At 46.3% G+C, this 16,459-nt stretch carries 11 protein-coding genes; 7 read left to right on the forward strand and 4 right to left on the reverse strand.

The annotated features are described in order from the left end of the window. Window positions 1-202 precede the first annotated feature (202 nt). The gene (locus HC752_RS25265; RefSeq protein WP_190334834.1) at window positions 203-1,198 is read right to left on the reverse strand and encodes a diguanylate cyclase domain-containing protein; all 996 of its coding nucleotides are present in this window, start codon (window positions 1,196-1,198) and stop codon (window positions 203-205) included. Window positions 1,199-1,290: 92 nt separating this feature from the next. Then, window positions 1,291-1,782, reverse strand: a complete 492-nt coding sequence (locus HC752_RS09140) for a molybdopterin-dependent oxidoreductase (protein WP_190334835.1) — start codon at window positions 1,780-1,782, stop codon at window positions 1,291-1,293. A 579-nt stretch (window positions 1,783-2,361) separates the two neighbouring features. Between HC752_RS09140 and HC752_RS09145 the strand changes: the two genes are divergently transcribed. The 5 genes from HC752_RS09145 (at window position 2,362) to HC752_RS09165 (ending at window position 10,838) form a co-directional block, all read left to right on the forward strand. Beyond that, window positions 2,362-4,518, forward strand: a complete 2,157-nt coding sequence (locus tag HC752_RS09145) for a transporter substrate-binding domain-containing diguanylate cyclase (RefSeq protein WP_190334836.1) — start codon at window positions 2,362-2,364, stop codon at window positions 4,516-4,518. Continuing rightward, window positions 4,515-5,753 carry a cytosine permease gene (gene codB / locus HC752_RS09150; RefSeq protein WP_190334837.1) on the forward strand — a complete coding sequence of 413 codons (1,239 nt, stop codon included), beginning with the start codon at window positions 4,515-4,517 and terminating at the stop codon, window positions 5,751-5,753. The genes HC752_RS09145 and codB overlap by 4 nt, the downstream gene beginning before the upstream one ends. 41 nt (window positions 5,754-5,794) lie before the next feature. Next, window positions 5,795-7,135 carry a sigma-54-dependent transcriptional regulator gene (locus HC752_RS09155; protein ID WP_190334838.1) on the forward strand — a complete coding sequence of 447 codons (1,341 nt, stop codon included), beginning with the start codon at window positions 5,795-5,797 and terminating at the stop codon, window positions 7,133-7,135. 366 nt (window positions 7,136-7,501) lie between these two features. Next, window positions 7,502-8,518: a TAXI family TRAP transporter solute-binding subunit gene (locus HC752_RS09160; RefSeq protein ID WP_190334839.1), complete on the forward strand. Its 1,017-nt coding sequence runs from the start codon at window positions 7,502-7,504 to the stop codon at window positions 8,516-8,518. 202 nt (window positions 8,519-8,720) lie between these two features. Then, complete coding sequence (locus tag HC752_RS09165; protein WP_190334840.1) at window positions 8,721-10,838, forward strand: TRAP transporter permease; 2,118 nt, start codon at window positions 8,721-8,723, stop codon at window positions 10,836-10,838. Window positions 10,839-10,850: 12 nt separating this feature from the next. Here HC752_RS09165 and HC752_RS09170 read toward each other — a convergent pair whose 3' ends face one another. Beyond that, window positions 10,851-13,037 carry an ATP-binding protein gene (locus HC752_RS09170; protein WP_238930485.1) on the reverse strand — a complete coding sequence of 729 codons (2,187 nt, stop codon included), beginning with the start codon at window positions 13,035-13,037 and terminating at the stop codon, window positions 10,851-10,853. Window positions 13,038-13,269: 232 nt separating this feature from the next. Between HC752_RS09170 and lhgO the strand changes: the two genes are divergently transcribed. After that, window positions 13,270-14,472, forward strand: a complete 1,203-nt coding sequence (gene lhgO / locus HC752_RS09175) for an L-2-hydroxyglutarate oxidase (protein ID WP_190334842.1) — start codon at window positions 13,270-13,272, stop codon at window positions 14,470-14,472. Window positions 14,473-14,560: 88 nt separating this feature from the next. Here the strand turns inward: lhgO and yjeH are convergent, their stop codons facing one another. Beyond that, window positions 14,561-15,817, reverse strand: coding sequence for an L-methionine/branched-chain amino acid transporter (gene yjeH, locus HC752_RS09180; protein WP_190334843.1), 1,257 nt, complete (start codon window positions 15,815-15,817; stop codon window positions 14,561-14,563). Between the two features lie 168 nt (window positions 15,818-15,985). Between yjeH and HC752_RS09185 the strand changes: the two genes are divergently transcribed. After that, entirely contained in the window at window positions 15,986-16,423 is a 438-nt protein-coding gene (locus HC752_RS09185) for an Lrp/AsnC family transcriptional regulator (RefSeq protein ID WP_190334844.1), read from the forward strand. Window positions 16,424-16,459: the final 36 nt, after the last annotated feature.

Consider the following 16,459-nt stretch of genomic DNA (forward strand, 5'->3'; position numbering starts at 1 on the left):
GGTGCCGATAACACAGCACCGCTTTTTTGTATCCCGATGCCCCTATCCTTGAGTGCTTTCAATTCCATTCAATCGCAAAGAATTTGGCAAAAGTGGAACATTCTTCCACTGAATGGAAAGATTTGAATGGAATCAGATGATCGAGCCATGGGTTTCGTACTTTGAGAAAGGTGGAAATAGCGACTGAACGAGGGTCAGAGCCCTAAGCGGCATCATCAAAGAAGTCATAACAATTACCGCCATTAGACTTTGCCAGATACATTGCAATGTCAGCAGCTTTCAAAATATCGACCCAAGAATCTTGGTATTCGCTGTCGAGACAGACACCAATGCTGACACCCACTTTACAGTCGATTGAACCGACACATATAGGCTTAGAGAGAGTTTTAATAATGCTCTCGGGTAGCATTTGAGGCTCTTCTTGGCTATGTCGAATAATGGCAAATTCGTCGCCACCTAGACGCGCAATAAAGTCTGTTTCACCGCATGTTTCTTTGAGCCGAGCGCTGATTTTCTTCAATAAATGATCGCCAACATCGTGTCCATAAGTGTCGTTGACGAGTTTGAATCCGTCGAGGTCCAATAATAATACTGAAAACTGAGCTTGATTCTGGCGTTTCAATTTAATGAGTTCGTTTTGCAAAGCGGCTCGGTTTGCTAGCCCAGTTAAAGAGTCATGATAGGCTAAATGGCTTATTTTTTGGCGGTCTTTCAATGTTACATACAATAGAAAACCGCCACATAGTGCTAATCCAGCGTAGCTGTATCCCATAATGCTGTTCAAACGAACCAATTCATAATCGCGTAGGTAATTATTCTCTGCCACCCGCTGGAATTCTTGGTTCATCAATGTGTTAATGGTTTCAGCAGTATGTTGCCCCGTCGCCAAATATTGCGAAAAATGAATTTCATCGAATGAATCAGAGGTTGGGTCCAGTACTTTAAATGACTCAAAAGTACTCACAATAATCTCTATACGCCCATGTTGCTCCTTCAGGTTAGCCGATTCTGACCCGCTTAATAGAATTTCAAAAGCCGACCAAGTTAGGTCATAGCTGGAAATGAGCTCGTTAATATTGGCCAAATCTCTGAAATAATCTTCAGCGGTCGTCAAATATTGTTGATGAAGCAGCATAAGTTGAACCAGTGCGCGACCTGTAGAGTGTTCATTTACTGCTAACAGGTCTAAGCTTTTCACTATTTGGCTTACGCTAACTATTGCACATAACAAAAAAAGCACCGCTACAACTATCAATATTGGTGTTTGAAAACGGCTGGGTAGCGGCATTATCAAGGTTCCTTAGCAAGTACTTCGACATTAATTAGCTGCCAGACCATATAGTCGTTAAATATTTGAGATTGAAGTTCTTTATAATGGTCCTTTGGCAAGATAACCCACAACGGTCCTTTTCCTCGAACCGACATTTCTTTACCATTATCTTCCCAAGCTAATATGGGGTTGAATTGGCGAATCCGTTCAAAATCCACCGTAACTTGGTATTTGTCGAGTGCTTTTAATGTCAACCATGAACCTTTGGCTTTGGCATCCGTTAAAATGTCTTCTAGCTTTGGTCCTTTATAAGAGTGGGCTTCATTCGTCCATGGGGTATTAGTTGTAATCAAAAACTGAGGAAATGATTTGATCTTTTCTAACGTATAATTGACAGGCTTTTCTACTTCGCCAGTGACCGTTAAAATTTCATTTTTACTTTGTGCAGAGCTAAGTCCTGAAAAAATAAGTAAAAGTAAAAGACCGAACATGTTTTTAAGTATGACGCTCATATTTCCTCCATTAAAGAATGTAAAAACCGTAAGTAAATGACCAACGAATTTATTATATTAAGATCAAGTTTCGTTTGAATGCATGAGTTTTGATATTTATCTAATAACAAAGAATAGCATACGGCTATCTGATTGTGTTGAACTATACATATATTTGATGAAATGTAAAAATTGTTAGGAGAGGTGGAAACTCAAGTGAGTCATACAAGTTTTTAATAATCAGCTCATTATTTCTTATTAACAACAATGAGCACGATCCAAAGAAGGTTATCTATCGTGCGGAAATAAGATTTTCATTGCAGAGATGAGAACGATAATTGACATATACGCATATTATTCAACGTGTATTTATGAGTTATTCACTAAGTTAACCTATAGTTAGAGGCAAGAATTAAAGTACCGAGTGATGAGCTTTGAAGCTGGTCACACATGAGTATGAAGTATTGAATTAATGAAGAATTGGAATCGACATCACTGATGGCTGAGTTAAAATCGTTGTCAGCGACATCGTGGTATTTAGTCCATCTCTTTTTTGGATTTTAATTTTTAGCTCAATTTGAAGAGGAAACACTCTCCTAGATGTATAAATTTTCACCTATTCTACGTTGGGTTATTCCATTAGTAGTGGCGTTAATAGTGATGGCTAAAGCTCAGGGAGAGGAAGCACTCACAGCGAAAGAAAAGCTGTTTCTAGAGCAGTACCCCGTTTGGAAGGTGCACTCAGAGGACTATTGGCCCCCATTCAATTATCGCGAATTTGGCGAGAGGAAAGGCTATGCGACAGAATTAGTACTGTTGCTGGCTCAGCAGGTTGGCGCAAAAGTTGAGTTTGTCGATGTAACCAGCTGGACAGAGGCACAAGACAAATTGAAGGCGAAAGAGCTCGATATCATTTCTAACATGACGCCGACGCCAGAAAGCAAGGAATTCGCCAAGTTCACAGACTCTAGAACGATTACCGTCACCAATGCACTCGTCTCAAGTGATACCATTAGTTCGATTACTCAGCTTTCCGATTTAACAGGAAAGTCGCTTGCGGTTGTGCAAGGGGCGGCGGAAATTCCTATTCTCCGAGAACATTATCCTGAGATCCGTCTGGTCGAAACTCAAAGCCCCCTGCATTCCATTGAAAAAGTCGTGAGTGGAGGCGTGTCGGCCGCACTTGATAGTGAACACGTTTTGCGTTTTTATCTAGAAAACTATATCGATTCGCCCCTTCGAGTGACGTCTCTTGCTGAACATGTCAACCTTGGTGTTTATTATCAAGCACTGGCTGTCCGAAATGATCGACCAGAACTCGCGACGATTCTTGATAAAGCGTATTTGTCATTGTCGCCTGAAACCATCCAATCGCTGAAACGTAAATGGCTGACGAACAATCAAACCAACAAAGTCAATGTGCTTAACTTGAGCCGAGGTGAGCGTACCTACCTGAATGAAAAGAAGGTCATACGCTATTGTACTCACCCTGATTTTCTGCCTATAGAGGGGAACTTGGATGGCAAAGCCCAAGGAATGACTGGGGAGTATGTTCAGTATTTTGAGAAAAGTCTCGCCGTAAACTTCGAACACGTGTTAAGTGCAAGTTGGAAAGAATCCCTCCAATACATCGAAGCGGGTAAATGCGATGTGCTTACGTTAACCAGCCCAAACAAGTCCCGTTTGGATTATATGACCTTTACCCAACCTTATCTTTCTTTGCCTATTGCAGTGGCTATCCATGAGAGTACCCCTTACGCCGCCGAAATCAGTGCGTTGGGGGGGCGATATATTGGTTTTAACCAAAATCATGGTCTTGCTGATGAATTCCGTGAGCGGTACTCCGAGATCAACTTTGTCCCGGTCGATTCAGCATTTGAAGGGCTTCAACTGGTCGAAAATAAAGAACTGTTTGGGTTTATCGGTGCCCTCCCAGTGTTGACCTACCATCTTCAAAACTATTTTCCAAACCTGATGATTGGAAGCCGAATGAATCAATCATTTCCGCTGAGTGTGGGTGTGAATAAATCTGAACAAGAATTAGCGGGAATCCTCAATAAAGCCATAGACAAAATGGACATTCGTCTGCATTCCTCCATTTTGGATTCATGGGCACCAGTCAATTACAAACCCGTTAGCGACAACCGGCTGGTTTGGGCGGTATTGGTTATCGGCTCTATTGCGGCGTGTGCGATGGGGTACAGTTACTACGTATTGCAAGTGAAATACCGCAAACTAGAAGAGCTGTCCACAAAAGATCAGCTCACAGGGTTGTATAACCGCTACACCATCGATACCGTTTTGGCAGAACAAGTCGCGCAATTTGGTTTTAGCCGTAAACCCTTCAGCGTTATTCTCGGGGATATTGACCACTTTAAAGCGTTAAACGACCGCTACGGGCACCTAATTGGAGATCAAGCACTGGTGACCATATCCAGAGTGTTTGAAGAAAACATTTCTGATGCCGATTTAGTCGGGCGTTGGGGGGGAGAAGAGCTGCTCGTCATCTGTTCAGGAAAAACAGAAGAACAGGCGAAGGACTTGGCTGAAACATTAAGACGCGCCATTAATGCGGAACCTTTTGAAGCGGGCATCATGAGCTGCAGTTTTGGTGTCGCACAATACTTTGCGAAGCTCTCCATAACCGATTTAATGCAAAGAGCCGACCGAGCCTTATATCACTCCAAACGAATAGGGCGAAACACCGTTACAAGCCACACCGATCTTTACCGTCAATATAAAGATGATTCGACATGATTTTTGATGAAAATTATAGCCTCCGTCCGGTTCCTTATTATGCGAGAAAGCGAACACTGGCTTTAGGTCTGGTACTGGTTGGGCTCACGCTTTTTTCTGCTAGCATGCAAGCCGGCGGTGTGGTTTGGAGTGGATTATCAACGTCAGACTTTATCTGGGTCGTTTTCGCTGGCAATGTTATGTTGGCTTTGTACGCAGGGCTGTTAGGTTACATAGGTTCAACCACCGGTCTCTCAACTCACTTGTTGACTCACTTTTCATTTGGTCACAAAGGTTCCTGGCTCCCTTCACTTATATTGGGCGGCACACAAGTTGGTTGGTTTGGCGTGGGCGTAGCGATGTTTGCCATCCCGGTGAGTAAAGCCATTGGAGTGGATGTGCGCATATTGATTACGGTGGGTGGTTTGCTGATGGTGAGCACCGCTTATTTTGGTATTTCGGCACTCGTATTCCTCTCGGCTATCGCGGTTCCATCGATCTTACTGTTCGGCGGCTATTCCGTATTGTGTGCGCTTGACACGTTTACGGTGGGTGCGCTTTATGGTGAATTGAGTTCTATCCCTAGCAAATTGAGCACAACAGAAGCATTGACCATAGTGGTGGGGACATTCATCAGTGCCGCTACGTTAACGGCAGACTTTGCGAGGTTTGCTAAAAACCATAAAAAAGCCCTGTTCGTTACTGTATTAGCGTTCTTGTTTGGTAATTCGGTTATGTTTGTGTTTGGTGCATTAAGTAGCTCTAGCATTGGTTATGCTGACTTGTTTGATGCAATGCTTGCACAGGGGTTGTTAATTCCTGCCATTGTCGTTTTAGGTCTGAATGTATGGACGACGAATGATAACGCTTTGTATGTTTCAGGGTTGGCCTTTTCGAACATCACGCAGTTACCTAGCCACCGTTTGTCGGTGCTAAATGGATTGCTTGGCACTTTATTTGCGCTTTGGCTTTATGAGCATTTTATCGAATGGTTGCACTTTCTGTCGCTCGCCATTCCCCCTATTGGTGGTGTGATCATTGCCGACTTTTTAATGCGGCGTCACCAATATCAAGACTACACGGGTATTGAGTTTCGGGAAGTGAATTGGTTTGGTATTTATGCCTTTGTGGCGGGCATTGCCGGAGGCGCTTTTTTACCCGGTGTGGTTCCCGTGAATGCCGTAATCATAGCGATGTTGTCCTACTGGATGCTACATTTGAAACCTGTGAAAGTAGCCATTTCCAGAGTGTCATGATCACAGGTTCAAGATTCAGACAATAAAAGGCAGTATTCAGAATGGATTCTCAAATCGTATTGATTGAAGACGACGATATCGTTCGCCAAGCAACCAGCCAATGGCTGCAACTAGCGGGTTTTTCCGTAACAGAATATGGTGATGGCACATCGGCAATCGAAGGCATTTCGCCCTCCTTTTCAGGCGTTATTGTCAGCGATGTGCGGTTGCCTGATTACGATGGTTTGGCCTTAATGAACGCCCTGTTGAACAGAATACCCTCAGTGCCTATTGTGTTGGTGACGGGGCATGGTGATGTCGGCATGGCAGTCAAAGCGCTGCGTGATGGCGCGTTCGATTTCCTCGAAAAACCGTTTGATCCAGATCGCTTGGTCGATACGGTGAGTCACGCCTTTTCTTCGCTGCAAGCTCATCAAGAAAGCCAGCAAAGGCTTGATTATTTGGATCAGTTAGACGGGCTAGAACAAGTTCTGATTGGGCAAAGTGACGTTATGGTGAACTTGCGCCAGCAACTGGCAAAAATAGCGATGATGGATACAAACGTCATTATTTATGGTGAAACTGGGTGCGGCAAAGAGTTGGTGGCGAATTGCCTGCATAAACTCAGCACGCGGGCCGTTCACCGTTTTGTGCCCATCAACTGTTCGGCCATTCCTGAAAACTTGTTTGAAAGTGAGCTGTTTGGTCATGAAGCGGGCGCATTTACGGGTGCAGGTAAACAACGAATTGGCAAGTTAGAGTATGCCGACAAAGGCACTGTGTTTCTGGATGAAATAGAAAGTATGCCTCTGTCGATGCAAGTAAAAGTGCTCCGAACATTGCAAGAACATACCGTCGAGAGAGTGGGGGCAAATAACCCTATTCAAATCAACCTTCGAGTGGTTGCGGCAGCGAAAGACAATCTGTTTGACCACCCCAATTTTCGTCAAGATCTCTATTATCGGCTGAATGTGGCGCAGCTTACGCTTCCACCGCTTAGGGAGCGCGATAAAGACGTGGTCATTTTGTTTGAGCACTATACTCGTCAGGCGAACTCGAAATGCCGACCTGCGACGCTCAGTGATAAACAGACGATGTTGAGTTACCGTTGGCCGGGTAACGTACGTGAATTACGAAATGTGGCGACCCGGTTTGCGCATGATGATCTTTCGGTAGCGGATATCTTGTCTGAGTCGGCGACGCTGTCTTCAGAGCCAGTCATCAACACCTTATCTCTTGCGACACAAGTGCATAATTTTGAACGAAAAGTGATCGATAAATCCCTACGCGAACACAAGGGGAACATCACCCAAGTGATGGCTGAACTGGATCTGCCAAGACGGACACTGAATCAGAAAATGCAAAAATACGGTTTAAGCCGACAGGATTACCTTTCTAAATAACCGCTTTCTCGACCTGAAAAAGACACCCTACACCTAAGGCCATTTGAGTCTATTTAACATGAGCGAAATTTTGCCGATCGTTTGGTGGAATAAGGCTCAAAGGTCAGATAATTCATTTCAAGCCATAGTTAACAAAGAATTTACATAAAATTCGATGAGCAAGATTTTGCTCATCGAATTTCACTCAAATAAGCGAAATTTTGCTCATTTAGAGGTGGGCTTGAATTGAATTGTAATGAAAACAAAAGGTTAAGTTTTGGCTCGTATGTTGCAGTAGGGAATGGAGACAACAAAAGCTCACAGGATTCAATTAAGCCACTGTGTTTGAATGAAAAGGTGAGTCAATAACTCTACATGGAGCGTAACATGTTAAAAAACACACTCGTAAAATCTCTTCTTGTCGCCACCACACTTGCGGCTTCGGTTTCGGGAGTCGCATCGGCAGCGGAAAATCGCAGCTACATTTTAGCCACCGCATCGACTGGGGGAACTTACTATCCCGTCGGGGTTGCATTGGCAACATTAAGTAAAATTAAGTTGGAACCCAAATATAAGTTTGCATTGTCTGCGATCAGCTCTGCTGGGTCGGGTGAAAACGTAAAACTGCTTAGAGAGAATGAAGCGCAGTTTGCCATTCTTCAAGGTTTATACGGTGCTTGGGCATGGAATGGCGAAGGCAAAGTAAAACAATCTGGTCCTCAGAAGAATTTACGTTCTGTCACCATGCTTTGGCAAAACGTCGAGCATTTTGTTGTGCGTTCTCAGTTTGCAAAAACAGGAACGGTGAGCGACTTGGCACAGATGAACGGTAAGAAATTCTCCATTGGTAAAAAGAATTCGGGTACAGAAGGATCGGGGCGTCAGATTATGTCTGGCTTAAACGTTAACCCAGATACATTTAACCTTGCTTACCTCGGCTATGGTGCCAGCGCCGATGCACTACAAAACGGCGCAATTGATGGCATGAACACCCCCGCCGGTGTGCCAGTCAGTGCCGTGACACGTGCTTACGCCGCGCTTGGTAATCAGATCCAAGTATTGAACTTTACGGATGAACAAATCAAAGAAGCCAACAATGGGTATGAATTGTGGACGCGCTTCGTGATCCCAGCCAACACTTACCCTGGTCAAGACAAAGACATCAATACGATTGCGCAGCCTAATTTCTTAGCCGTTCGTGATGACATTAGCGATGATGATGTTTACATGCTAACTAAAACCATCTACGAAAACCTGACTTTCTTAAACGGCATTCATAAAGCCACCAAAGCGATGGCGATTGAAAAAGCGATTTCCGGCTTGCCTGTGCCACTGCACCCTGGCGCGGCTCGTTACTACAAAGAACAAGGTATTACTATTCCGTCGCACCTTATTGTTCAATAGTTTTTGACCAATAGTTTTTGAGCAATAGCTTTTGATCAATAGCTTTTGATCAATAGCTTTTGACTCGTGGTTTTTGATCAATGGCTGTTTGGTCAACAGCGTTATCGATCAACAGCGTTATCGCTCAATAACCCTCACTGCACCCGAACTGAGTCCCCCTCGGCTCGGGTACAGTTTTTCTGCCGTACATGAGGAAAAGATCATGGAAGAAAAACAAGACGTCGAGTTGGCGCAATTTGAGTTGCCCATAAGAACGGATTTTCCGTGGCTAACGACGTTTATCACGGCTGTAGGCATTGTACTGGCTGGGCTGCATATTTGGTTTAACACCTTGGCGACGTTGCCGGAGTTGTGGGTTTCAGCCACGCATTTTGCCGGTTTTTCATTGATGTGCGCGCTGCTGTACCCTGCTCGGAAAGGCTGGAAAAAGAGCCGATTTGCACTCGCCATTGATATGGTTATTGCCGCCGCTGCGGTATCTTGTTTGATTTATATCCCACTCGCGGAAGACGCCTTGTATGAACGTGGCGTGAAGTTCGTTACGTCCGATTGGGTGTTTTCATTAATGAGTATGATCATTGTCCTTGAAGTCATTCGACGAACGATTGGCTGGTTCATACCCGTGCTGATTGTTATCTCGCTGACGTATGTCGTGTGGTGGGGGCAATGGGTTCCCGGTATCTTTCACTTTCCGGGGTTGAGTGCAGAAACCTTACTTTATCGCAGTTTCTACAGTTCCGAGGGCATGTTCGGTACGATCTCCAGAATCAGCTGGAGTTACGTGTTCATGTTCATTCTCTTTGGGGCCTTTCTTGTCCGGTCTGGTGCCGGAGATTTCATTATTGATGTTTCCCGTGCAGCAGCCAACAAAGTGATCGGCGGGCCGGGTTTTGTTGCTGTGATGGGGTCGGGGTTAATGGGATCGGTTTCGGGTTCCAGCGTGGCCAATACGGTTTCAACGGGAGTGATTACCATCCCACTTATGCAGCGAGCTGGGTTTCCTTCGAGGTTTGCAGCCGGTGTTGAAGCCGCCGCTTCAACCGGCGGGCAGTTAATGCCACCCGTTATGGGGGCTGGTGCTTTTATCATGGCATCTTATACACAGATTCCTTATGTCGATATTGTGGCTGTTTCCATCGTTCCAGCGTTGATTTACTTTCTCTCTGTCGCGTTTTTTGTTCGGATAGAGGCAAAAAGAAGTGGCGTGCATCAAGTCGAAGAGAACAGTGTACCAATACTTAAAGTGCTGGCATCTGGCTGGCATTACCTTATTCCCTTAGTCGTGCTGGTTTACTTGCTTGTTTCTGGTTTTACACCAACCTATGCTGCGGGTATCTCTATCATATCGGTTGTGGTTTCCTCTTGGTTGTCACCGAATAAAATGGGCATAAAAGCGATCTTTGAAGCACTGGCACAAGGGTCGAGAAACATGGCCACCACCGCTGTGTTATTAACGGGTATCGGGCTTGTCATCAATGTGATCAGCACAACGGGTATTGGAAATACCTTCTCGTTAATGATCAATGAATGGGCGAGTGGCTCCTTGATGGTCATGCTGGTGCTGATAGCCCTTGCTTCCTTAATTTTGGGGATGGGGCTGCCAGTCACCGCGGCGTATATCGTGCTCGGCACTTTGTCTGCACCTGCGCTTTATAACTTGATCGCTCAAGACCAATTGCTAGAAATGCTGACGTTAGGGCAACTACCCGAGCAAGCTCAAGCCATATTTATGCTGGTGGCGCCGGATCAGCTTGCCTTGTTGAATGCGCCAATGGCGGTAGAGAAAGCGCAAAGCTTGATAGCCTTAGTGCCTGCGGAATTTTTACCGACGTTGTTGGAACAAGCCATTGGGTTAGAGAGCGTTGGGCTTGCCTTGCTTGCCGCCCATTTGATCATCTTCTGGTTATCGCAAGACAGTAATGTCACGCCCCCAGTTTGCTTAACCGCGTTTGCCGCTGCAACCATTGCGCGAACCCCCCCGATGCGAACGGGGCTCACGGCATGGAAAATTGCAAAAGGGCTGTATATCGTGCCGGTTCTAATGGCCTATACCGCCTTGGTGAGCTGGGATCTCATTTCGGTCATCTCGATTGGTGTCTTCTCCGTATTCGGCGTCTATGCCCTTATCGCGGCGTTAGAAGGTTACTTGGAATCGCCTTTAAGCGCGGGGTTACGAATCGTTATCGCAACGCTTGGTGTGGTTATGATGTGGCCAGATGTGCCGCTAGCGTTGCGTGTGGCGGCCGTTCTGGTATTTGTCGGGCTATTTTATTACAGCTACCAAAATGACAAAGTGGTGGGCGAAATGGAGACCCGTTGATTTGATCTTGTTCTAGTTGGCCTTCTTCAAGCTTAATACAAACGTCATCCCGGCTTCGTGTGTGGGGGGGGCGCTTTTTTTCAGCGCTGGGAGGCTAGCGTTGTTTGTTGCCCATACCTTGCCTTGCATTTCTTTCATGCTGTTTGCGGATATTGCTAAGCCTAGCCCTAACCCTTGTCCTACCTTCTTACTGGTGTAAAAAGGTTCGAATAGGTGTTGTAGTGCGTCATCGGTTGACCCTGTACCGTTATCTCTAATATGAAGCTCAATGGTGTTGTCTAAAACCACCCCCTTGATCTTCAGGGTTGGGGCGGATGATGGATTCATCGCATCAACCGCATTGGATATCAGATTCCCAATCACCAGCGCCAGTCGATGTGGCTCCCCCAGTGCATCAGGCATCGGGTTTGGCCAACTTACGGTGACCTGAATAGGCTGGAGTGTGTCGGCATGGAGCTGAAGCACTTCCTCGGTTATCGTTGGAATGGAGAGCGGAACCAGTGCTTGAGAGCGGCTGTAAGAGAACGTTTTAAGCTCACTGGTCATTGTCGCCATCCGGTCAATTAGGCTGTCTACTAGCTTCATATTTGCCTTGAGTAAATCGGTTTCCTGACGTTCTATCAGCACGCCGCTGCTCGATAATAAGGTTCTAATGCCCGTTAAAGGCTGATTGAGTTCATGAGTGATGGCACTCGACATTCGGCCTAGTGCCGCCATTTTGCTGTTTTGAACCAGTTCATCTTGCGCGGCTTCGAGAGCCAGCGTTCTGGCTTTGACGCGCTCTTCCAATTCTAGGTTCGCTTTTTGAAGGGCGTTTTCCGCCTTTTTTCGTTTGCTGATATCGATGAGAGTGACAAGGTAACCGGATTGCGCACCAAATGTCAGGTAAGTCAGAGAGAAAAGCACGGGAAAACGAGAACCATCACTGCGCTGTGCCATCACTTCTACGGCGCTAAGTTCTGTGATGTCTTTATTTTTGTGCTGTGAGAAGCCAGATTGTTTCGATAAATCAGATTGTTTCGAGAAGCCAGATTGTCTCGAGAAATTAGCGTGTGTCGATAAACTTTTTAGCATCGACATAACCGTGGTATTGCCCACCATGGTTTCAAACAACTGCCAGGCTTCCATATGGGTGGCGAGCGGTTCAGACAAACCAAAATAGCGCAATGCCATAGGGTTGATGTAGGCAACACGGCCTTGTCCCGTCAGCATCAGCAAGCCGACATTGGTCTTCGATATGATGGTGCGTAGCTGCCTTTCTGAATCGGAGATCGCTTGTTGCAGGGCTTCCCTTGAGCGGATTTTTTGCCTTCTTTCAATCGTTAACATAATAACCACTAGGATCAACAGCATCACAATCGTGGCTATCAACATAACGGTGTTTACGGTGTCATCAAGCTCCTTGATGGGGGTTAAGTAATGAATGTTCCACTTCAAGTCATCCAAGCTTACGCTCTGAACCAAATAAGGCTGGTTTTCAATCGAAACGAGGCTCACTTCCGTGCCATCAGGGAGCAAAAACGGGCTGAACGGTGGCATGGTGTCTTTGCCAATTTGGCGTTTCAATATGGATTGAGAGCTTGTGAGGAAGAAGCGCTTTTGGCGATCACTGATCAACACAAATTCGTTGTTGGCTAGCCAAGACTCAGACAGCGTTTGAAGGTTTATCCTTGCTACCGCGATCCCAATCAAGCCTTGAGAACCGTAAATTGGGGCGGCGCGATAATAGCGTGCTTGCCCTTGAGAAAGGTAGTTCAGGGTGACCACCTCTCCTCCCAACTGCTGCATTAATGAGGTAATGGCTAAGCCATCGGATTCGCGCCATTGATAAACTGGGCTGCTACTGGCAACGAAAGCCCCCTTAAAATCGAGTAAATACCAGCCACGAGTTTGAGACGCTTTATCCAATTGAGCCAAGTAGGTTTCGACGGCATCTCTTTGAGAGACATCGCCTTCCAATAACGCTCGGCTGGGTTGGTGCTCTGCAATTAAATAGGGTAGGAAATCGTACCGTGCTAGGGTTCGGCGGATATCGCCCACATAGATAAGCAATCGATCCTGACCGCTCAGATGCGTGCTGTCTAACAACCAACCTTTGGTGGTGTCTCGGATGAAGAGCAATGTTAGGCTCATTGCCAAAACGATTAGGAGGACAATAGGCAGTTTTCGAAAGGGGTGTGACGGCGTTTTGTTCTCCATCACTGATTGTTCTCCATTACTGACGGTTCTCGGTTATTTTTCGTTCTCGGTTGCTGACGGTTCTTGGTTACTGATCGTTCTTGGTTACTGATCATGCTCGGTTACCGACGGTTCCCAGTCGCTTCTCGTCCTTAGTCACTATTTGACACTGAGTTTAGCAAAAGAACTGTCTACAACGGTTCACATGTAACAAAATTGTGAGATATGACAGAACGCTCAATAGGAGGGATGTGTGCAATATGATTACGTTGTATTAGGGGGAGGTATTGTCGGGGTATCCACAGCATGGCAGCTCCAACAAAACGAACCCAGTGCGCGGATTTTGCTTATCGAAAAGGAAAAGCAACTCGCCATGCATCAGACTGGGCACAACAGTGGCGTTATTCATGCTGGGGTTTACTATGCGCCAGGCAGTTTGAAAGCTCGGTTTTGTCGTGAGGGTGTGGATGCAACCAAGGCGTTCTGTGCGAAGCATGATATTCCGGTCGAAAACTGCGGCAAACTTTTAGTGGCAACAAATTCTGTCGAGGTTAAGCGGATGGAAGCCTTATTCGAGCGATGCCAAGCCAATGGTATTGATGTCGAGATGTTGTCTGAAGAACAGTTAAAAGCACGTGAACCCAATATTACGGGGTTAGGGGCGATCTATGTGTCGACCACCAGTATCGTCAACTACACCAAAGTCTGCATGGCCATGGCAGCAGAATTTACCGATCTAGGGGGAGAGATTCGATTCAATGCCAAGGTAACACATTTAATTGAGAGCGCTGAAAGCGTAGAAGTGTGGGTTGACGGTGGGATCGTCGACACCCAGTTTCTTGTCGCCTGTTGTGGCTTAATGGCGGATCGTGTCGCCAAGCTCATGGGGTTGCCTACCGATTTTCAGATAGTGCCTTTTCGGGGCGAGTACTATCGATTGGCGGAAAAGCACAATCAGGTTGTCAATCACCTGATTTATCCTATCCCTGATCCGGACCTCCCATTTCTTGGTGTGCATTTGACTCGAATGATCGATGGTTCTGTGACCGTCGGTCCTAATGCGGTTCAAGGCTGGAAAAGGGAAGGGTATGGGGCGCTCAATTTTAGCTTGAAAGACACCATTGAAATGATGCGCTTTGAAGGCTTTTGGAAAGTGCTTACCAAGCATTTGAAAGCGGGGCTAGAAGAAACCAAAAATTCATGGTGGAAGCCCGGCTACCTTAAGCTCGTTAATAAATATTGCCCCGCAATCGCGCTCGGTGATCTCGAACCTTACCCAGCAGGGATCCGCGCTCAGGCCGTGATGAAAGACGGCACCTTAGTTCATGATTTTTTGTTTGTGGAATCCAAACGCAGTTTGCATGTATGCAACGCACCTTCTCCAGCGGCCACTTCCGCGATCCCCATTGGGCATTACATTTGTGAGAAAGTGGCGAAGCTGAGAGATAAGAGATAAGAGAAATAGAAATCAAAATGCCTGATGGATAAGTCAGGCGTGGGTGTTTACTCGCTTTTGTTTTTTCGGACGATGACGTTACTCACTGCTACGTTTTGGTCGCGAACGGCTTACGCTTTCTGGCGGTCGGTATTTGCAGCAGGGCGAAAACAACTATGGCATAAAGCATTGCCCACCCCAAACAAGCAAACACCAACACGCAGAGCACCAAAGACAGCCAAGCCAAACCTTTTGCTGCGCCAGTCAGCAGTTTGACCGCGGATAACATCGCCAGAAGATAAATCAAGACGAAGATACCATTGGCGAGTTTAACAAACATCTCCAAATCCAGACCCACCACTCGCCCAAAAAGTAAGGAAAGCAATAGCGTCATGCTGATGACGTACGTCGCGTTTGCAGGTACGCCTCTGGAGGAAACTTTGGCTAATTTACCGTTTGGCTTATGTTGGCGAGCTTGGCTCCAAAGCATACGAGACAGGCTCTGAAGGTAAAGATTCACGCTGGCAAAACAAGCCAGAAAGGCAATAATGCTGATAACCACTCGGCTGCCTTCGCCAAACAGATGAGCGGTGATCCACGGTATTGCTCCGGTTTCCATTTCTGTAGTGCCGTAAGCGTGGAATTTCAACACAACAACCGAACACGCCCAATACGTTAACCCCGCAACAAAACACCCTAAAATGATGGCGATAGGAAAATCCCTTTCTGGGTTTTTAAATTCTTCTCCCATGTGCGCAAACGCTTCAATGCCCACAAAGCACCAAAACATCACAGCGAGAGCCGAGCCAACAGGCACCCATTCAACAGAAGAGAAAGCAGGCATGGTGAGGTCGGAAGGTTGAACGTCACCTTGCCAAAAAAACAAGATGATCAAAGTAAACAGGCACAGTGCGATGAGCGTTTGGAGTTGAGAGGACGATTTACTGCCCAATAGGTTTACGCCGAGCAGCAGCGCAACGGTAAAGCCCTCTGCGACAAATTGAGATTGCACCACTTCTGGCAGCCAAGGCTTTGCAAAGCTGGCAGCGAGTGCAACGGCTGCTGGTACGCCAACAGGAATGACCGACAAAAATAACCAAGCGACACTTCGTTCTAGCCTGGCGTTGAACGCCAGCTTAACAAAATGTGCCGTTCCACCCGCATTTGGGTGGCGGCGACCCAGCATGGCAAACGTTAAGGCGATAGGGCAAATCGCCGCAAACAGTATCACCCACGACCATAGTGACGCTTTTTCCGCAATACCTGCGGTTATGGCTGGAATCATAAATAGACCCGTACCAAGCAAAGTGGTAGAGAGCTGTCCGACACCTGAGATCAGGGTGATTTCTTTTTTGAGTTCGTGCACTGCTTCGTCCATGAAGAATAATTGGTCAACAGACTCAAGACTATATTCTTTATGCTCAATATACATCTGGCAAAATGACGAAACACTCCGTTAAAATGACACTTTTCACAGACACTTTGTCTCGGTAGCGCACGCTCTACCCGTATCAATGAGAAGAAAGGGAAACCATTGGATAAGTTTGATAAGGAAATCCTGTCGATTTTGGCGCAAGACGGTCGGCGCTCGGTCAGCGACATAGCGCGAGCAGTGAACCTGTCTCGTAGTGCCATAACGTCCAGAATAAAGAAGTTGGAAGACGATGGCGTGATTCTTGGTTATCAAGTGAAAATCGCCCCGCCAGATGCCTCATTGAGCGCCTATATTGCGCTGTATTTTGATACCTCGCGAGCCGAGTACAGTTGCGATACCTATGGCGCTAAATTGGCAGATATTCCTGAAATTAAATGGGTGCATACCATCAGTGGCGAAACCGATATGATGGTGTTTATTGAAGCGCCAACCATGAAGCGGTTGAATGAAATTCGGGATGAACTTCAGGCAATGCCTCACTTAAAGCATTTGATCACACACACCGTATTAGCAGAGTTTTTCAACCGGCGATTTTAATGTGATGCGTCTACGCTCGACCGCCTAACCACCTAA

Origin of the sequence: Vibrio sp. S9_S30 (assembly GCF_014694455.1) — a bacterium.
GTDB lineage: Bacteria > Pseudomonadota > Gammaproteobacteria > Enterobacterales > Vibrionaceae > Vibrio.

Bases quoted from the DNA above. Each gene is read 5' to 3' on its own strand.
- HC752_RS09140 (WP_190334835.1), bottom strand. From the start codon at position 1,782: ATGAGCGTCATACTTAAAAACATGTTCGGTCTTTTACTTTTACTTATT.
- HC752_RS09145 (WP_190334836.1), top strand. From the start codon at position 2,362: ATGTATAAATTTTCACCTATTCTACGTTGGGTTATTCCATTAGTAGTG.
- codB (WP_190334837.1), top strand. From the start codon at position 4,515: ATGATTTTTGATGAAAATTATAGCCTCCGTCCGGTTCCTTATTATGCG.
- HC752_RS09155 (WP_190334838.1), top strand. From the start codon at position 5,795: ATGGATTCTCAAATCGTATTGATTGAAGACGACGATATCGTTCGCCAA.
- HC752_RS09160 (WP_190334839.1), top strand. From the start codon at position 7,502: ATGTTAAAAAACACACTCGTAAAATCTCTTCTTGTCGCCACCACACTT.
- HC752_RS09165 (WP_190334840.1), top strand. From the start codon at position 8,721: ATGGAAGAAAAACAAGACGTCGAGTTGGCGCAATTTGAGTTGCCCATA.
- HC752_RS09170 (WP_238930485.1), bottom strand. From the start codon at position 13,037: ATGGAGAACAAAACGCCGTCACACCCCTTTCGAAAACTGCCTATTGTC.